Annotated in this window: 17 protein-coding genes; 10 read left to right on the top strand and 7 right to left on the bottom strand. The window is 71.4% G+C overall.

Annotation, left to right across the window (positions count from 1 at the left end):
• Nucleotides 1-378: 378 nt before the first annotated feature.
• Together AB0C20_RS19405 and AB0C20_RS19400 are read left to right on the top strand one after the other, a co-directional pair.
• Complete coding sequence (locus AB0C20_RS19405; protein WP_181518367.1) at nt 379-600, top strand: biotin/lipoyl-binding carrier protein; 222 nt, start codon at nt 379-381, stop codon at nt 598-600.
• Nucleotides 597-1,106: a GNAT family N-acetyltransferase gene (locus AB0C20_RS19400; protein WP_357187936.1), complete on the top strand. Its 510-nt coding sequence runs from the start codon at nt 597-599 to the stop codon at nt 1,104-1,106. Before AB0C20_RS19405 ends, AB0C20_RS19400 begins: the two co-directional genes overlap by 4 nt.
• Nucleotides 1,107-1,148: 42 nt before the next feature.
• Here AB0C20_RS19400 and AB0C20_RS19395 read toward each other — a convergent pair whose 3' ends face one another.
• Entirely contained in the window at nt 1,149-1,733 is a 585-nt protein-coding gene (locus AB0C20_RS19395) for a TetR/AcrR family transcriptional regulator (protein ID WP_357187934.1), read from the bottom strand.
• A 105-nt stretch (nt 1,734-1,838) separates the two neighbouring features.
• Between AB0C20_RS19395 and AB0C20_RS19390 the strand changes: the two genes are divergently transcribed.
• A complete protein-coding gene (locus tag AB0C20_RS19390) occupies nt 1,839-3,425 on the top strand; it encodes an MDR family MFS transporter (protein WP_357187932.1) in 1,587 nt (528 codons plus the stop codon).
• Nucleotides 3,426-3,522: 97 nt separating this feature from the next.
• Here AB0C20_RS19390 and AB0C20_RS19385 read toward each other — a convergent pair whose 3' ends face one another.
• Nucleotides 3,523-5,349 (bottom strand): tetratricopeptide repeat protein, encoded by a 1,827-nt coding sequence (locus AB0C20_RS19385; RefSeq protein WP_357187931.1) that lies wholly within the window; start codon nt 5,347-5,349, stop codon nt 3,523-3,525.
• A gap of 189 nt (nt 5,350-5,538) precedes the next feature.
• Between AB0C20_RS19385 and AB0C20_RS19380 the strand changes: the two genes are divergently transcribed.
• On the top strand, nt 5,539-6,570 hold the full coding sequence (locus AB0C20_RS19380; RefSeq protein ID WP_124776247.1) for an SIS domain-containing protein: 1,032 nt from the start codon (nt 5,539-5,541) through the stop codon (nt 6,568-6,570).
• Between the two features lie 25 nt (nt 6,571-6,595).
• Nucleotides 6,596-8,188: a histidine kinase N-terminal domain-containing protein gene (locus AB0C20_RS19375; protein ID WP_357187929.1), complete on the top strand. Its 1,593-nt coding sequence runs from the start codon at nt 6,596-6,598 to the stop codon at nt 8,186-8,188.
• A 35-nt stretch (nt 8,189-8,223) separates the two neighbouring features.
• On the opposite strand, the gene AB0C20_RS19370 is transcribed toward AB0C20_RS19375, so the two are convergent.
• Nucleotides 8,224-9,732 carry a glycosyltransferase family 39 protein gene (locus tag AB0C20_RS19370; protein ID WP_357187927.1) on the bottom strand — a complete coding sequence of 503 codons (1,509 nt, stop codon included), beginning with the start codon at nt 9,730-9,732 and terminating at the stop codon, nt 8,224-8,226.
• A 386-nt stretch (nt 9,733-10,118) separates the two neighbouring features.
• On the opposite strand from AB0C20_RS19370, the gene AB0C20_RS19365 reads away from it, so the two are divergent.
• From AB0C20_RS19365 to AB0C20_RS19350, 4 genes are read left to right on the top strand one after another with little or no spacing between them, the layout of a single operon-like run.
• A complete protein-coding gene (locus AB0C20_RS19365) occupies nt 10,119-11,831 on the top strand; it encodes a nitrite/sulfite reductase (RefSeq protein WP_357187925.1) in 1,713 nt (570 codons plus the stop codon).
• On the top strand, nt 11,828-11,989 hold the full coding sequence (locus tag AB0C20_RS19360; protein WP_165435836.1) for a hypothetical protein: 162 nt from the start codon (nt 11,828-11,830) through the stop codon (nt 11,987-11,989). The genes AB0C20_RS19365 and AB0C20_RS19360 overlap by 4 nt, the downstream gene beginning before the upstream one ends.
• Nucleotides 11,986-12,747, top strand: coding sequence for a phosphoadenylyl-sulfate reductase (locus tag AB0C20_RS19355; protein ID WP_357187923.1), 762 nt, complete (start codon nt 11,986-11,988; stop codon nt 12,745-12,747). The genes AB0C20_RS19360 and AB0C20_RS19355 overlap by 4 nt, the downstream gene beginning before the upstream one ends.
• The gene (locus tag AB0C20_RS19350) at nt 12,744-13,532 is read left to right on the top strand and encodes a CbiX/SirB N-terminal domain-containing protein (protein ID WP_357568448.1); all 789 of its coding nucleotides are present in this window, start codon (nt 12,744-12,746) and stop codon (nt 13,530-13,532) included. Before AB0C20_RS19355 ends, AB0C20_RS19350 begins: the two co-directional genes overlap by 4 nt.
• Before the next feature lie 88 nt (nt 13,533-13,620).
• Here AB0C20_RS19350 and AB0C20_RS19345 read toward each other — a convergent pair whose 3' ends face one another.
• Together AB0C20_RS19345 and AB0C20_RS19340 are read right to left on the bottom strand one after the other, a co-directional pair.
• The gene (locus tag AB0C20_RS19345; RefSeq protein WP_088950012.1) at nt 13,621-13,878 is read right to left on the bottom strand and encodes a WhiB family transcriptional regulator; all 258 of its coding nucleotides are present in this window, start codon (nt 13,876-13,878) and stop codon (nt 13,621-13,623) included.
• A 448-nt stretch (nt 13,879-14,326) separates the two neighbouring features.
• The gene (locus AB0C20_RS19340) at nt 14,327-15,277 is read right to left on the bottom strand and encodes a diacylglycerol kinase family protein (RefSeq protein ID WP_357568447.1); all 951 of its coding nucleotides are present in this window, start codon (nt 15,275-15,277) and stop codon (nt 14,327-14,329) included.
• Between the two features lie 43 nt (nt 15,278-15,320).
• Between AB0C20_RS19340 and AB0C20_RS19335 the strand changes: the two genes are divergently transcribed.
• Nucleotides 15,321-15,710, top strand: coding sequence for a hypothetical protein (locus AB0C20_RS19335; RefSeq protein ID WP_357187920.1), 390 nt, complete (start codon nt 15,321-15,323; stop codon nt 15,708-15,710).
• Between the two features lie 22 nt (nt 15,711-15,732).
• On the opposite strand, the gene AB0C20_RS19330 is transcribed toward AB0C20_RS19335, so the two are convergent.
• Both AB0C20_RS19330 and AB0C20_RS19325 read right to left on the bottom strand, forming a co-directional pair.
• On the bottom strand, nt 15,733-16,140 hold the full coding sequence (locus AB0C20_RS19330) for an ATP-binding protein (RefSeq protein ID WP_357187918.1): 408 nt from the start codon (nt 16,138-16,140) through the stop codon (nt 15,733-15,735).
• A gap of 32 nt (nt 16,141-16,172) precedes the next feature.
• Nucleotides 16,173-16,682 carry a GNAT family N-acetyltransferase gene (locus AB0C20_RS19325; protein WP_357568446.1) on the bottom strand — a complete coding sequence of 170 codons (510 nt, stop codon included), beginning with the start codon at nt 16,680-16,682 and terminating at the stop codon, nt 16,173-16,175.
• Nucleotides 16,683-16,705: the final 23 nt, after the last annotated feature.

Below are 16,705 nucleotides of genomic sequence, written 5' to 3'. Positions count from 1 at the left end.
AGTCGCTCTTCCGATCTCGGGCCACCGGTGTACCCGGCCTCGGCCGGCTGAGCGGCGACGGGCAGTCGGCCCGTCGACCCGTTCAGGAGTTGGGACGCTTGCCGTGGTTCGCGGCGCTCTTCTTACGAGCCTTCTTCTTCCGGGACTTCTTCGCCATGCTGACCTCCTCGTGATGGGTCGGATCCGTCCTGCGCACGACCTCGGCGCGGATGCGGCCACCGGCGGTCCGGCGTCGGGTCCGACCCGCTGATGGTAGTGCGGTCGACACCCGCCGCCTTCCCCAGGGCGGGCCTGTCATCCCGGCTGTGCCGCTGCGCGCCCACCGCCGGTCGACGCATGATTGGATACGTCGGCAGGCACGTCGCGAAAAGGGAGGGCCTGGACATGGCCGAGGAGATCCGCGCCGAGATGGTGGCCAACGTCTGGAAGGTCGTTGCCACGGCGGGTGACACGGTGACCGAGGGCGACACCCTGGTGATCCTTGAGTCGATGAAGATGGAGATCCCGGTCGTCGCCGAGTCCGATGGTGTGCTCCAGCAGCTCGTCGTCAACGAGGGCGACGTCGTGCAGGACGGTGACCTGATCGCGGTGATCGCTTGACCGGGTTGCGGGTCCGTGCGGCCGAGTCGGCCGACTTCCCGGCGGTGGCCCGGCTGACAGTGGCCGCGTACGAGGCGGACGGCCAGCTCAAGGGCGAACACGGGTACGGCGAGGTGCTGGCCGACGTGTCGACCCGAGCCGCCAGCGGCGAGGTGCTGATCGCTGTCGACGAGGTGACCGGGGCGGTGCTCGGCTCGGTCACGTTCGTGCTGCCGGGCACCCCGTTCGCCGAGTTGGCCGGGCCGGGCGAGGCGGAGTTCCGGATGCTCGCTGTCGACCCGGGCGCTCAGGGGCGGGGTGTGGGTGCCGCACTGGTCGAGGCGTGCGTCGATCGGGCGACCGAGTTGGGTTGCACGGCGGTGGCGATCTGCGTCCGGGCCGGGATGGCCGATCCGGCGCATCGGCTCTACTCGCGGCGCGGTTTCGTCCGTTCGCCGGAGAAGGACTGGTCACCGCTGCCGGGTGTGGACCTGCTCGGCCTTCGGCTGGAGCTGACGCGCGGCTGAGCCGGCGATCGACGAGCCCGGGGCCGCCACGATCACGCCCGGTCAGGCGTTGGGCTGCGTGCCGATGGCGGCCAGCAGCTCGTCGGCGACCTCCAGGGCGAGCTTGCGGCGTTCGTCGTCGCTGATGTGCGGCGCGCGGACCGCGAACCAGCTGGTGTGCACCGCGAAGATTGACAGCGCGGCGCGCAGTTGGGCGGCGGGGGAGTCGTCGCCCCGGCAGAGGGCGTCGGCCAGCTCCAACATCCGACCGCGCATCTTCTGCCCGGAGGAGAGGCTCTTGAGTGCCGTCTGGTTCTGCTCGAAGAAGCGCATCACCGACGGCTGAGTGCCGTCGAACATCGTGTCGGCGTACCGGGAGATCAGCTCGCGCCGGGTGGCCAGGGTGGCGGGCTGGGTGGCGGCCCAGGCGATCAGCGCGTCCATCCCCTCCAGCCGGTCCTCGACGAAGCTGGCGACGATGTCGTCCTTGCTTTTGAAGTGGTAGTAGAGCGCGGCCTTGGTGACATTGAGGCGCTCGGCGATTTCCCGGAGCGAGGTCTTCTCGTACCCCTGCTCGGTGAAGAGTTCGAGCGCGACGGCCTTGATCCGTTCCCGCGTTCCGCCGCCTGTGCTCTCGCTCACGCACACCCTCCAAATGGCTTGACCGTTGCTTGTACCCAACTTACCGTGCGGCTAGTAAGGTGACTAGCCGGGCGGCAAGTAAGTACGGCAATCTTCGGGGGGAGCTTACCCATGACTCAGGCAACCCAGGCCGGCACGCGACCCAACAACATCAGGGTCGTGCTGTTCGGGCTGATGATCGCGATGATGCTCGCGATGCTCGACAATATGATCGTCAGCACCGCGTTACCGCGGATCGTCGGCGAGTTCGGCGGGCTCAACCACTTCACCTGGGTGGTTACCGCGTACGTCCTGGGCACCACCGTCTCCACCCCGATCTGGGGCAAGCTCGGTGACCTCTACGGCCGCAAGTCGGTGTTCCTGACCTCGGTCGTCGTCTTCCTGGTCGGCTCCGCCCTCTGTGGCATGGCCGGCTCCGGGATGCTCGGCGGCCCAGAGGACGGCATGGTCCAGCTCATCGCCTTCCGGGCCGTGCAGGGCCTCGGCGCCGGCGGCCTCATGGTCGGCGTGATGGCGATCATCGGTGACCTGGTCCCGCCCCGCGAGCGCGGGCGCTACCAGGGCATGATCGCCGGCATCATGGCCATCGCCATGGTCGCCGGCCCGCTGGCCGGCGGGTTCATCACCGACCACCTCTCGTGGCGCTGGGCGTTCTACGTGAACCTGCCGCTGGGCGGAATCGCGCTGCTCGTGCTGATCACCACCATGCACCTGCCGAAGTACCGCACCGAGCACCGGATCGACTGGCTCGGCGCCGGGCTGCTCTCGGTCGGCATCACAGCGATCGTGCTCATCACCACCTGGGGTGGCAACGAGTACGACTGGGTGTCACTGCCGATCCTCGGCCTGGCCGTGCTGGCTCTCCTCTCGTTGGCGGCGTTCGGCCTTGTGGAACGCCGTGTCCAGGAGCCGATCCTGCCGCTGGCGCTCTTCGCCAACCGCAACTTCGCGCTGATCTCGGTGATCGGCTTCCTGCTCGGCTTCGCGATGTTCGGCGCGATGAACTTCCTGCCGCTCTACCAGCAGACGGTGCAGGGGGCGTCGGCCACCAACAGTGGTCTGCTGCTGCTGCCGTTGATGTTCGGCATGCTTGTCGTCTCGCTGGTCATCGGCCGGGCGATCACCCGCAACGGCAGGTACCGGGCGTACCCGATCATCGGTGGCGTGACGATGACGGCGGGCATGGCGCTGCTGTCCATGCTCGACACCGACACCAGCAAGCTGATGTCCTCGCTCTACATGATCGTGCTCGGCGTCGGCATGGGCTTCCTCATGCAGACGTCGATGCTGATCGCGCAGAACAGCGTCGAGCAGAAGGACCTCGGCGCGGCCAGCGGCGCGGCCACCTTCTTCCGGTCGATCGGCGGCTCGTTCGGTATCTCGTTGTTCGGCGCGATCTTCGCCAGCCGGCTGGCCAGCTCCGAGGGCGGTCGGGCCTTCGGTGGCGAGTCCGGCGGCTCCGGGATGGACCTGGAGAAGCTCAAGGAACTGCCCGCCCAGGCGCGCGAGGCGGTGCTCGGTGGTCTGTCCGACGCCATCTCGCACGTCTTCCTCTGGGCGGTGCTGTTCACCATCGTGATCCCGGTGCTCGCCTGGTTCATCAAGGAGATCCCGCTGCGCACCGCGAACGAGGCGCCGCCGCAGGCCACCCCGGAGGAGGACGCCGAGGTCGCCCTCGGCAAGGCCCCGGTCGCCTGACCCACGAACCTCCGCGATCTTGCACTTTGTGCGCGTGCATAAGCACTGTTTCCGACAAAACGGCGACAGTAAGTGCAAGATCGCGGGGTGGTGGGAGTCAGCGGCGGAGCAGGCGTTGCCAGAGGCGGCGTAGAGGGTTGCGGGGGCGGGGAAGCCGCGGGGAGTGAGTGGCCAGCAGTTCGGTGGCCAGTGCCGCCGTCGCCGGATCCAACTGCGGGGCGGCGAGTGCCAGGTGAGCGAGCGAGGCGGCGATCGGGACCGGTCGGCTCCGCGCCACGGCAGCCGCGTCGGCCAGCCGCTCCGCCACCACCCGGGCCACGTCCGACCGCACCGTCGGATCCACCCAGGCGGCGGTGACCAGGGCGAACAGCGCCGCCTCGGTGACCCAGTCCTCGACGCCCCAGATCAGATCGAGCAGCACCCGGCGCCGGGTCGAGCCCTCCCACGGCTCGTCGGTGCGGTGGTGCAGCAGCCCCAGACAGGCCCACACCTGCACTCCACGGACCCAGACCGACGGGTCGTGGGCCGCCAGCAGCCGACCCACCGCGTTGGCCGGTGCCGCCGGCGGGTGCACCAGCAGACCGAGCAGGTCGCCCAGGTCGAGGCCGGCCAGGCCCACCGCCGCGTCGTACGCCGCTGGTGGGTGCGCCCACGCCGGGTGGGCGATCTGCCCGATCCGTTCGACAGCCGTCGCCGAGGGCGCCGCCAGCGCGGGTGTGGGGACTGCGTCCGCGTAGTGCCACAACCGCTGAGCGGTCTCCCGCCGGGGCTCGCGCGGGTCGGGCTCCAGCGTGCCGACGACCTCGATCCGCAGCCCGGGGGCGGTGGAGATCGCCGTCCCGACCGCGCTCGGCGGGGCGGCGGCGGGCAGGCGTACGGCACCGCCGAGACCAAGTTCGTCATCGGCCACCGCCTGGCGCATCGCGTCGACCAGGGGCCCACCGGCCGGGGTGAGTTGGCCGAGCCAGGGACGGCCTCGGCAGCACTGGGCCAGGTCGCCGTGCTCGTGGCTGTCGTCCGGGTGGTCCCGCACGAAGTCGGCGAGCGCGACAAGGTGGGCGAGGTCACCGTCGCGCAGGTGCCGTAGGCGGTGGGCGGTGTGCACCGCGCAGTCGAACGACGGATCGCGCGCCAGCGCCCGCTCGGTCCACTCCAACGCCTCGTCCAGCCGGCCGATCTCGGCCAGGGTGCCGGCGATGTCCGCGTAGATCGCCAGGTCGTCGGGGTCCAGCTCGACGGCCCGACCGAGTGCCGCGAGGCCGTCGCGGGTCCGGCCCGAGCTGCGGTACGCGTACCCGAGCCACACCTCGCCCATCTTCGAGGGCTGTGCGCGTACCCCTCGGGTGGCCCAGCGGACCGCCAGCTCGACCTCGCCGAGGCGCCGGGCCAGCGCGGACGCCGCGCCCAGCAGCAGGCCGTGTTCGGGGTGCACCGTGGCCGCGTTGCGGGCGAGCGTGAGGTACGGGGTCAGCGGGGCCCGGCCGATCCTCGGCACCGGGTCGGGCAGTGCGGCACAGACCTGCATGAGGACGCGGGCGATGTGCTCCGGTTCCAGTCGTTCGGCCAGCTCGGGCGCGGTGACCCAGGGCACGCCGGCCCACTCGGTGCCGGGCGCGTACGACGTCGCCGCGGCCAGCAGCTCCAGCCCTTCGGCGGGGCGCCCGGCCGTGGCGAGGAGGTGGGCGCGGGCGACGACAGCACCGACGAACGTGTGGTGGTTGATCGGGAAGAGGTCGAGGCCGCCGCCGCTCGACACGGCGAGCCGGGCCAGCGTCTCGTGCACCTCCGGCAGTGTGGGGGCCCGCGCCAACGCGCCGGCGAGGTGGCCGGCGGCGTGGTGCAGGTCGCCCTCGTCGAGTGCCAGCCGGGCCAGCGCCAGCTCCTCCGTCGCGGAGAGCGCGGGATCGTCCGTTCCCTCGGGCACGTCGTCCTCTCGTGGCAGTTAGACCGGGTGTAACGGGTAAAGCGTAGTTGATGTTGAGATCAACTGGTGATCACGTGCGCAGTCCTGCTCGTTCGATTGCTGAGATACGCTTAAAAGTGCAAGACTGAGCAAGAATCGCGCGGCAACCGCGCAGGGGGAGGGGTTTCCGTGACACGTGCAGGGGCTGGAATGGCCGCCGACATCGACGAGCAGCCGGCTGGCTACGCGCGCCTACTCTCGGCTGCCAACGCCGCCGAGATCGCCCGGGTGGCGGCGGTCATCGCGGAACGTCGGCCACGGCACGTGGTCTTCACCGCGCGGGGCACCTCCGATCACGCGGCGCTCTACGGGGCCTACCTGACCGAGATCCGGCTCGGCCTGCCCGCCGGGCTCGCCTCGCCCAGCGTCGTCACCCTGTTCGGTGCCCGCCCCGACCTCTCCGACGCGCTTGTCGTCGGGGTCAGCCAGAGCGGCGGCTCGCCCGACCTGGCCGAGGTGCTGCGCGCCGCCCGGGCCTCCGGTGCGCTGACCCTCGCGGTGACAAACGCCCCCGACTCGCCGCTGGTCGACGTGGCCGAGCTGAGCGTCGACATCGCCGCCGGGCACGAGCGGGCTGTGGCTGCCACCAAGACGTACACCGCCGAGCTGCTCGCCCTGCTGATGCTGGTGGAGGGCATCCGGGCCGGCGACGGCGTGCTCCCGAAGGCCGAACGGGAGGCGCTCGACGCACTGCCCGAGCTGGCCGCCCGCACCCTGGCCGACGGCACCCCGGCCCAGCTCGCCCCGCGCTACCGGTTCGCCCGTCAGCTTGTCACCACCGGCCGGGGGTACGCCTACCCCACCGCCCGGGAGGCCGCGCTGAAGCTGATGGAAACCTCGTACCTGCCGGCGCTCGCCTTCTCCGGCGCCGACCTGCTGCACGGCCCGCTCGCGATGACCGACCCGGAGGTCCCGGTGCTCGCCGTGGTCGGCTCCGGTCCCGGCGGCCGGTCGATGGGTGAGGTGCTGCCCCGCCTCGGCGAACGCCGCGCCGACGTCGTGGTGGTCGGCTCCGCCGACGTGCCGGGCGCCACCCGGCTGGCCGTCCCCGAGGTCGACGAGCGGTACGCCCCGCTGCTGGACATCCTGCCGATGCAGCGGTTGGCGCTGGCCCTGGCGCTCACCCGAGGCGAGGACCCGGACGCGCCGCGCGGGTTGAAGAAGGTCACCGCGACGATGTGAGGCGCGGCGTGGCACCCTGGTCACCGTGTCCACGCTGCGCGACCTCGCCGAGGAGCACACCCATCTCCGTCCGGCCGACATCGACCACCTGCACCGGATCGCCGGCGACTGGCAACTGCTCTCCGATCTGTCCTTCGCCGACCTGCTGCTCTGGGTGCCGGTCGACGCCGACGGCACGTTCCTCTGCGTCGCCCAGGTGCGCCCGACCACCGCACCGACCGCCTACCAGGACGACCAGGTGGGTCGGATCGTCGGCGGGCCGGAGGTGGCCCACCTGGGAGTGGCGTACTCCCAGGGTCGGATCTGGCGCGAGGGTGACCCGGTCTGGTACGGCGACGTGCCGGCCCGGCACGAGGCGATCCCTGTTCGGCTGCGTACCGCCGAGGGGGAGGCCGGCGAGGTGATCGCCGTGGTCGGGCGGGACACCAACCTCTCCACCGCGCGTACGCCCAGCCAACTGGAGCTCAACTACCTCACCACCGCCGACGACCTGGCGCAGATGATCGCGGACGGCACCTTCCCGCCGCCGCGGCATCCGGGCGAGACCACCTCGGCGCCCCGGGTAGGCGACGGCCTGGTCCGGCTCGACGCCGGCGGCAAGGTCACCTACGCCAGCCCGAACGCCCAGTCCGCGTACCGCCGACTGGGCTACGCCTCCCACCTGGTGGGGGAGGACCTGGCCGCGTTGCACCGCCGGTTGGCCGGTGACCCGCTGGACGGCACCGAGGCCTCGAACGGCATCCTGGCCGCGCTGCGCGGTGAGGCGCCACCCCGCCGTGAGATCGACGCACGAGGCGCCACGATGCTCACCCGGGCGCTGCCGCTGATGCCGGCCGGGGTGCCGATCGGAGCGTTGGTGCTGGTCCGGGACATCACCGAGGTCCGCCGCCGGGACCGGGCACTGATCACCAAGGACGCCACCATCCGGGAGATCCACCACCGGGTGAAGAACAATCTCCAGACGGTGGCCGCGCTGCTGCGGTTGCAGGCCCGCCGGGTGGCGATGCCGGAGGCCCGGGTCGCGCTGGAGGAATCGGTCCGTCGGGTCGCCTCGATCGCCCTGGTACACGAGACGCTCTCGATGTCCAGCGACGAGGCGGTGGAGTTCGACGGCATCGTCGACCGGGTGGCCAGCGCGGCGACCGAGGTCGCGGCGACCGAGGTGAGCGTCGGCATGCGGCGGCGGGGCAGCTTTGGCGTACTGCCGGCGGAGATCGCCACCTCGCTGGTGATGGTCCTCAACGAGTTGCTGCTCAACGCCGTCGAGCACGGCTTCCCGCCGGCCGACGAGGCGGAGGAGACCCCGGCGGCCGCGGCTTCCGGCATGGTGCCGGTCGCCCCTCCCGAGATCGACCCGTCACTGCGGCCCGAGGTGGTGGTCTCCGCGCACCGCTTCCGCAAGATGCTGCACGTCTCGGTGACCGACAACGGACGCGGCCTGCCCCCGGACTTCGACGCCGAACGCGGCAGCCGGCTCGGCCTTCAGATCGTCCGAGCCCTGATCACCGGGGAGTTGCGCGGCACCATCGAACTGCGTGCCGGCGCCAACGGTGGCACCGAGGCAATGCTGGTCGTCCCGCTGGCCCGCAACACCCACGACGGCCGCTCGCAGACCTGAGCCGCCGCCCGCCGGCCTGCCCATGGACGGACCGGTCAGCGGTCGGGGCGGTTGGTCAACAGGGCGACTGTGAGGCCGGGGCGCTGCCAGACCTGGGCGACCGTGAAGTCCGTGCGTAGTGCGTCGCCCTTGGCGCCGGGCACGGCGGCCAGCGGCTCGGCGTGCCGGCCGGAGACGACGAGCCACACCCGTGTCGTACCGGCCAGGCACGGTGCTGGCTGGGGACACTCGGCGGCCCACAGGTCGCCGCGGCGGACCTCGTCCTCGGTGACCAGCACGTCTCGGGGTGGGTCGCTGATGTGGTACTCGATGCCGAGGTCGAGGAAGAGCCAACTGTGCCGGGGCGAGTAGACCACAGCGTCCCCCGGGCGTTGGCCGTCGGCGATCACCCGGGCCGCCCCCGCGTAGTCCACCGGCGCGCTGCGCGGCCACTCGTGGGTCCGTCGCAGCGCCGCCTGGTCGGGTAGCCCGAGCAGCCCGGCCAGGACCACCACGACGAGCGCGGCCGGAGCGGCCACGGCGGCCAGCGCCGCGCCCGCCAGCAGGCACGCGAAGGGCACCACGAAGACCAGGTACCGGGGCACCCACAGCGGTACGACAGTGCCGGCGGCGAAGAGCAGCAGTACGGGCAGCAGCACCGCGCCGACCGGCAGCAGAGAGCGCCGCCCGAGCCGGGCCGCGCCCAGCGCGGCGACCCCGAGCAGCAGGCCACCGACCACACTGCTCTGGGCCACGCCGCCGGGCAGCGCGGTCAGGTCGTCCAGCCGGGCCAGGTGGACCCAGTTCAACTGCCGGGACTGCTGGGTGCGGGCCTTGACCAGCAGCGGGCCGGCCAGCAACGCGACCGGCACCACGGCGACCAGCCACCGCCACACCCGCCGGTCCCGCTCGGCGTCGGGCTGGGCCGGGGTGGCGATGCCGGCCGGGGCCGGGCCGCGCCACCAGACGATGAGGACGACCAGCGCGTGGGCGGCGAGCAGTGTGAGCGCGATCAGGTGGATGAGACCGAGAGCAGCGACGGCGGCGGCGTAACCGGCCCAACGGGCCCAACTCGGTCGACGCAGCGCGACCACCAGCAGCACTGTGGCGAGCACGGCGAGCATGGTGGCCAGCGCGTAGGGGCGAGCCTCCTGCCCGTAGCGGGAGGTGCCGGGGAGCACCGCGAACAGCAGCCCGGCGAAGAGGCCGGCGCGTCGGTCGACGAGCAGCGCGCCGAGCACGGCGAGCAGCCCGGCGGCCACTGTCATCGCCAACACCGCCGGTACGCGCAGGGCGATGGTGGAGTCGCCGAAGACCCCCGTCCAGAGATGCATCAGCAGGTAGTACGGCCCGGTGGCGGCGTCGATGGTGCCGGCCAGTCGGGCCAGGTCGCCGAGCGACCGCGTGGCAGCGCTCCACGTCGCCAGTTCGTCGCGCCAGAGCTGGGCGGAGCCCAGCCCGGTCACTGTCACCGCCACTGTCAACAGCGCCGGCGCGAGCCAGACCGGCAGGCGGCGCAGGTGCTCCCACGCCGCGCCGGCCGACCTCTCGGACAATTGCCGCACGGTCCGAGCCTGCCACGACCACCCCCTCCGTGGGCGTCACCGGCGCTCTCCCCGTTATGCCCGAACTGTCCTTGGTGACCAGCTGGTCGGCTGAGCTCCGGCCCGTGATGTGGGATCCAGCACGCGGACATTGGCCGGCCCCCATGGGGTGTGGCAGCATGGGCCCATGACCGCCGCAGTCGTCCGCCGCTTCGTGGCACGTCGCCACGTCGATTACGGCCGCGTGCGCAGCGCGATCTGTCCGGCCTACTGACGACGCCCGACCATTCTGTCTCGGGCGCGCTCCGCGCCGGCTGTCTGAAGACACCGTTGTCCCGCCCGCTTCGCCGGGCCGGCCGCCGCGCCCCGCGTATCCCGAGGCACAGCAGACAACGGAGGACGCCGCGATGGCGGTCAGCAGCATCCCGGCCCGTTCCGAGGACCCGACGGCTCGCCCGACCCGAGCGCCGCGCCGGCCACGGGGTGAGGGCCAGTGGGCGCTCGGCCACCGCGAGCCGCTCAACCCCAACGAGCGGATCAAGAAGGACGACGACCCGCTCAACGTCCGGGCCCGCATCGAGACCATCTACGCGCACCGCGGCTTCGCCTCGATCGACCCACAGGATCTGCGGGGGCGGTTCCGCTGGTGGGGCCTCTACACCCAGCGCAAGGCGGGCATCGACGGCGGGCGTACCGCAGTGCTGGAGCCGCACGAGCTGGAGGACGAGTTCTTCATGCTCCGGGTCCGCATCGACGGCGGGCAGCTCAGCCTTGCCCAGCTGCGGGTGATCGCGGACATCTCCCGGGAGTTCGCGCGGGACACCGCCGACATCACCGACCGGCAGAACATCCAGTACCACTGGATCCGGGTCGAGGACATGCCGGAGATCTGGCGCCGGCTGGAGTCGGTCGGCCTTCAGACCACCGAGGCGTGCGGCGACTGCCCGCGGATCGTGCTGGGCAGCCCGGTCGCCGGGGTGGCCCGCGACGAACTGCTCGACCCGACACCGGCGATCGACGAGATCGTCTCCCGGTACGTCGGCGACAAGCAGTTCTCCAACCTGCCCCGCAAGTTCAAGACGTCGATCTCCTGGCTGGTGGACACCCCGTACGAGTCGAACGACATCGCATTGCTCGGTGTCGACCACCCGGAGCACGGGCCCGGCTTCGACGTGTGGGTCGGCGGGGGCCTCTCCACCAACCCGATGCTCGCGAAGCGGCTCGGCGTCTGGGTGCCGCTGGCCGAGGTGCCGGACGTGTGGGCCGGGGTGGTCGGGATCTTCCGCGACTACGGCTACCGCCGACTGCGCAACCGGGCCCGGTTGAAGTTCCTGGTGGCCGACTGGGGCGTGGAGCGCTTCCGCGAGGTCCTGGAGAAGGACTACCTCGGTCGTACGCTGCTCGACGGCCCGGCACCGGTCCTGCCGTCGAAGCCGGTCGACCACGTGGGCGTGCACGAGCAGGCCGACGGGCGGTACTACGTGGGCGCCGCTCCGGTGGTCGGGCGGGTCTCCGGCGCGCAGCTCAGCCAGTTGGCCGACGTGGTCGAGGCGCACGGCAGCGACCGGGTGCGGCTCACCCCGTACCAGAAGCTGCTCGTGCTCGACGTGCCGTCGGAGCGGACGGAGTCGCTGATCGACGCGCTGCGCGGAATCGGTCTGGAGGCCCGGCCGTCCGCCTGGCGGCGCGGCACGATGGCGTGCACCGGCATCGAGTACTGCAAGCTCGCCATCGTCGAGACGAAGGCCCGCGGCGAGGAGTTGGTGGCCCGGCTGGAGCAGCGGCTGCGCGACTTCGACGCGGACATCTCGATCCACATCAACGGCTGCCCGAACGCGTGCGCACGCACCCAGGTGGCCGACATCGGGCTCAAGGGGCAACTGGTGGTCGGCCCGGACGGCCGGCAGGTCGAGGGTTTCCAGGTGCACCTGGGCGGCGGGCTGGGCATGGCCCAGGGGCAGACCGCCGGTTTCGGCCGCAAGCTTCGCGGCCTGAAGACCACCGCCGACGAACTTCCGGAGTACGTGGAACGGCTGGCCCGTCGCTACCTGGCCGGTCGGAGCGAGGGCGAGACGTTCGCCAACTGGGTGATCAGAGTCGACGAGGAGGAACTGCGGTGAGCAGCGAGAACCGAGCGGCACCTCTGTACTGCCCGTACTGCGGCGAGGAGGACCTACGGCCGCACGAGGCGGGTCACGGCGCCTGGGAGTGCCACGCCTGCACCCGGGTCTTCTCGGTGAAGTTCACCGGGTTGCTGAGTCGGGCGGTGACCTCATGAGTCTCGTCTCGGCCGCGAGCCTGCGCCTGGTGGGCCCGGGCGGCTCGACGCCGGCCGACCCGGCCCGGCGCGACCCCGCCGAGCTGCGGGCCCTGGCCGAGCAGGCCGCTCGGGACCTGGAGGGCGCCCCGGCACTGGAGATCGCCCGCTGGGCGGCGCAGACCTTCGGTGACCGGTTCTGCGTCACCAGCTCGATGGCCGACGCCGTGCTGGCGCACCTGGTCTCCCGGGTGGCCCCCGGGGTGGACGTGGTCTTCCTCGACACCGGCCTGCACTTCCCGGAGACGCTGCGGGTACGCGACGAGGTCGCCCGGACGCTGCCGGTGAACGTCAGGTCGATCCGGCCCCGGCTCACAGTCGGCCAGCAGGACGGCCAGTACGGCCCTCGGCTGTTCAACAAGTCGCCGGACGACTGCTGCCAGTTGCGCAAGGTGGAGCCACTGGAGCGGGCGCTGACCGGGTACGACGCCTGGGCTGCCGGTCTGCGCCGGGACGAGTCGCCGAGCCGGGCCAACACACCTGTGGTCACCTTCGACGCGCGTCGGGGCAAGGTCAAGGTCAACCCGATCGCGGCCTGGTCGCAGAAGGATGTGGACTCCTACATCGCCCGCTTCAACGTGCCTGTCAACGAGCTGTTCAAGCAGGGTTACGGCTCGATCGGCTGCTGGCCGTGCACCCGCCGTACGAAGGCCGGCGAGGACGCGCGAGCCGGCCGGTGGGCCATGTTCGAGAAGACCGAGTGCGGGCTGCACGTCTGACCTCCCCGGCGGCGCCCCTGATCGGTCCCGGTGCGGCCGGCGGGGCGGACCCGGTGGTGCTTGTCGCGCACGGCAGCCGTGACCCACGAGCCGCCGATGCCACCCGGGCGCTGGCTCGGGCGGTGTCGGCGGCCCGGCCGGGCACACCGGTGTGGGCGAGTTGGCTGGACCACACCGCGCCGGGGCCGACCGAGGTGCTGCGCGACCTGGCCGTGGCCGGCCACCGCCGGGCTGTGCTGGTGCCTCTGCTGCTGACCGCCGCGTACCACAATCGGGTGGACATTCCGGCGGCGGTCGCCGCGGCGGCGCGGTCCGGGCCACCCCTGTCGGTACGGGTGACCGATGTGCTCGGGCCGGCGGGGGACACACCCGACCCTGGACTGCTGGCCGGGCTGTGCCGACGGCTGGGCGAGACGCGTCCCGGTCGCTTCGACGCGTTGGTGCTGGCCGCGGCGGGCACCCGGGACGCGCGGGCGCGACGATCGGTGGGCCGGGTCGCCGACGCGCTCGGCGTGGAGTTCGGGGTGCCCTGCCGGGTGGCGTACGCCTCGGCGGCTCCACCGGCGGCCGGTGTGGCGGTGTCCCGGTTGCGGGCGGCCGGCGCGCGCCGGGTCGCGGTGTCCGCGTACTTCCTGGCGCCGGGGCTGTTCCACGACGCGGTGACCGAGGCGGCCGGGGTGGCGGGTGCGGTGGCGGTAGCCGCGCCGCTTACCGACGCACCGGAGCTGGTCGAGTTGGTGCTACGTCGGGTCGACGACCGGCCCGTGCTGGCGCCTACGGGCTGACCCGTGCCGGCACTGTCTGATCCGGTGCCGTGACAGCAGAACGCCCCGGTGGGCGAACCCACCGGGGCGTACAGCTGTGTGTTGGGAATCAGGCGGAGTGAGCGCGCAACACCCGGAGACCGCCGCGCCGCTTGACGGCGCGCCGCTCCTCCTCGCTCATTCCGCCCCAGACGCCGGCGTCCTGACCTGACTCGAGTGCCCACTGCAGGCACTGGTCGGTCACGGAGCAGCGCCTGCAGACGGCCTTGGCCTGCTCGACCTGCAGGAGAGCCGGACCGGACGTCCCGATCGGGAAGAACAGCTCCGGGTCCTCGTCACGGCAGACACTATGGTGACGCCAGTCCATGGCGGCAACACTCCTCATTCTGGATGGGTGGCAACAATTGCTTGGTCGTGCTTTTCCTATATGCATCCGCGTGCCGATGGTGACAGTTAGCGTCCGTCCATTCGGCAGTGCGTGAGCAGGCAGTTAGCCCCGGGGACCTGCTGGAACAGCTCAACCTGACGAGCGTATCCAGGCAATGTCCCGGTAACTCAAGTTCGCTTGTGAATACTTTCACGAACAAACGCGATGTCAAGGGTGACGCTCGGAAAAACTCCGGGCGGTGAGCAAGCCCACAACCCATTTGTCCGGGTTCCAGTGCTTTCCTGGTTACCCGCCGTGCCACAGTCGAGGATCAATATAGTACAGTCCGCGTGACATTGCTGACATTTCCGGCACCTGCCCCTCGGTGTGGCGGCGACCAAGTCGATCGGTTGTGGCCACCGTGTCGACCAAGGGCAGTACCCGAGACCTAGCAGATTACTCTCAGTGCGGCCGGAACGGAGGTGAATCTGACTTTCTCCCGCTCGCCGAGATAGTCCCCGTCCAGCTGGAACGCCTGCGGACGGCTGGAGACCAGCGTGAACTCCGCCGTGTCATGGAGTCGTAACACCTGTCGGCCACGTGGATCCGGTTGCTGGGACAGGAACTGCGTCACTGTCCGTGTTGTGCTAGCCACCCGGAGCTGACGCAACGCCAGCACATCCAGCCCGAGATCGAACGACGCCGCCGGGTTCGGGTTGACCTCCCGGTCGCCCAGGTACGTCCACGGCGCCGTGTTCTGGATGATGACGGTCGCCAGCTCGGCCTCCGCCGGCTCGCCGGGACGCTCCAGGACGATCGCCGGGTGCCGCCGGTCCGAGGCGAAGAAGTACTGATTCATGATCGAACGCAGATAGAGCGACGGTGTGGAGACCCGCCCCTTCCGCCGGGCCTGCTCCACCCGGTGGATCACAGCGGCGTCCAGGCCGAAGCCAGCGCAGAAGGTGAAGTAGCGGTCGTCGGCGAGGCCCAGCCCCACCGTCCGGCTCCGGCCCAGCCGCAGCCCTTCCAGGATCATGCTGGTCGCCTCCGGCCACTCCCGGGGCAGACCCACAGCGCGGGCGAACACGTTTGTCGAGCCACCGGGGACGGTCGCCAGCGCGGGCAGTCGCTCGGCCATCGGCGCGTCGTCGGCGCGAGTCGGCGGCTCGGCCGTCATCAGACCGTTCACCACCTCGTTCACAGTGCCATCGCCACCCAGGGTGACGACCAGGTCGACGCCCTCGGCGGCTGCCTCCCGGGCCAGCGCCACGGCGTGTCCACGCCGACGTGTGTAGCGCACGCTGAGATCGACTTCGCTGCGCAGCGCCCGGACGAGCACGTCCCGGCTGCGTTCGCTGGTGGTGGTGGCCTTCGGATTGACCACCAGGACGGCCCGCATGGGCGGCACTGTACCTTCCGGCAGCCCGGGTATCGTGGCGCGCGTGACCATCGACTCGGACCCGATCCCCGTCACGCTCCGCTGGGCGGTCCGGCTGCTGTGGGCGGAGGCGGCCGTCGTCGGGCTGATCGCCGTCTGGCTGGTCTGGGCCGACCTCACGGCTACCCGCACCGACCTGCTGGTGGCATTGCTGGTGACAGTGTTCGCCATCGGGGCGGCCGTCGTGCTCTGGGCCCTGGGCCGCGCGCTGCTGCGCCGTCAGGCGGGCGCACGAGCCCCCGCGATAGTGCTTCAGCTGATGCTGCTGCCGATCGGGTGGTTCATGATCCAGGCCGGCCTGGGCTGGCTGGGCGTGCCGCTGATGGCCCTCGGCCTGGGCGTGGCCTGGCTGCTGATCTGCCCACCGACGACCCGGGCCCTCGGCTTCGAGTGACCGCGCCGGTGCGTCGAACCGGTCAGTAGCCGCCGGAGCGGCGGGTGAGCAGCGCGATAGTGGCCCGATTGTCGGCGGAGGTGGCGGACGCCGAGGTGGTCAGTGCGGTGAGCACCTTCCAGGCGAAGGACGACTCGGCGGGCAGGGTGGCACCGCGCACGGTCGGCACCGTCACCTCGACGGTCAGCGCGTCCTCGGTGACCGCGAAGCGGCACTCCAACTCGGCGTCGCGGGTGGCGATGGCGAGCAGCATGGCGCACGCCTCGTCGACAGCGATCCGCAGATCCTCGATCTCGTCGAGCGCGAACTGCAACCGGGCCGCGAGACCGGCGGTGGCGGTGCGGAGCACGCCGAGGTAACCGCCGTCGGCAGGCACCGTGAGGTGCACCACGTCGTCGTCGGTCGCTGGCTGGCCAGTCAGTTGAGTCACGCCTCATCCCCCCGGTCGGGGACTCTACCCGGTCAGTCGCCCATACGCGTGCCGGCGGTGGTGGCGTGCTCGGCCAGCTCGCGGAGCGCGGCGCCGCTGAGTCGGTAGGGAACCCACTCGCTCATCTGTTCGGCACCGATCGAGGCGTAGAAGCCGGCGGCCGGATTCCAGTCGATCATCCACCACTCCAGCCGCTGGTAGCCGCGTCGCACGCAGATGTCGGCCAGCGCGGCGAGCAGCAGTCGACCGGCTCCGGTGCCCCGGACGGCCGGCCGGACGTAGAGGTCCTCCAGGTGGATGCCGTGCACGCCGGCCCAGGTGGAGAAGTTGAGGAACCACAGCGCGAAGCCGACCGGCTCGTCGTGCGCGTCCACAGCGACGTGACCGAAGAGCGCCGGAGCGGTCGTACGACCGCTCCAGCTTGGCGCGTCTGACGCCACGCCGCGACCTGGAGCAGTCGTGAAGAGCGCCGAGGTCAGCTGCTCGGTGGTGAGGTGGCACTGCTCCGGGGCGCGCTCGTACTCGGCCAACTCGTGCACCATGGCGACGACGGCCGGCACGTCCT

The organism is Micromonospora sp. NPDC048843, from assembly GCF_040649965.1.
GTDB classification, from domain to species: Bacteria; Actinomycetota; Actinomycetes; order Mycobacteriales; family Micromonosporaceae; genus Micromonospora; species Micromonospora hortensis.
This window is presented reverse-complemented; position numbering and strand designations above follow the sequence as displayed.

Bases quoted from the DNA above. Each gene is read 5' to 3' on its own strand.
- AB0C20_RS19390 (WP_357187932.1), top strand. From the start codon at position 1,839: ATGACTCAGGCAACCCAGGCCGGCACGCGACCCAACAACATCAGGGTC.
- AB0C20_RS19380 (WP_124776247.1), top strand. From the start codon at position 5,539: ATGGCCGCCGACATCGACGAGCAGCCGGCTGGCTACGCGCGCCTACTC.
- AB0C20_RS19365 (WP_357187925.1), top strand. From the start codon at position 10,119: ATGGCGGTCAGCAGCATCCCGGCCCGTTCCGAGGACCCGACGGCTCGC.
- AB0C20_RS19355 (WP_357187923.1), top strand. From the start codon at position 11,986: ATGAGTCTCGTCTCGGCCGCGAGCCTGCGCCTGGTGGGCCCGGGCGGC.
- AB0C20_RS19345 (WP_088950012.1), bottom strand. From the start codon at position 13,878: ATGGACTGGCGTCACCATAGTGTCTGCCGTGACGAGGACCCGGAGCTG.
- AB0C20_RS19340 (WP_357568447.1), bottom strand. From the start codon at position 15,277: ATGCGGGCCGTCCTGGTGGTCAATCCGAAGGCCACCACCACCAGCGAA.
- AB0C20_RS19325 (WP_357568446.1), bottom strand. From the start codon at position 16,682: ATGGTGCACGAGTTGGCCGAGTACGAGCGCGCCCCGGAGCAGTGCCAC.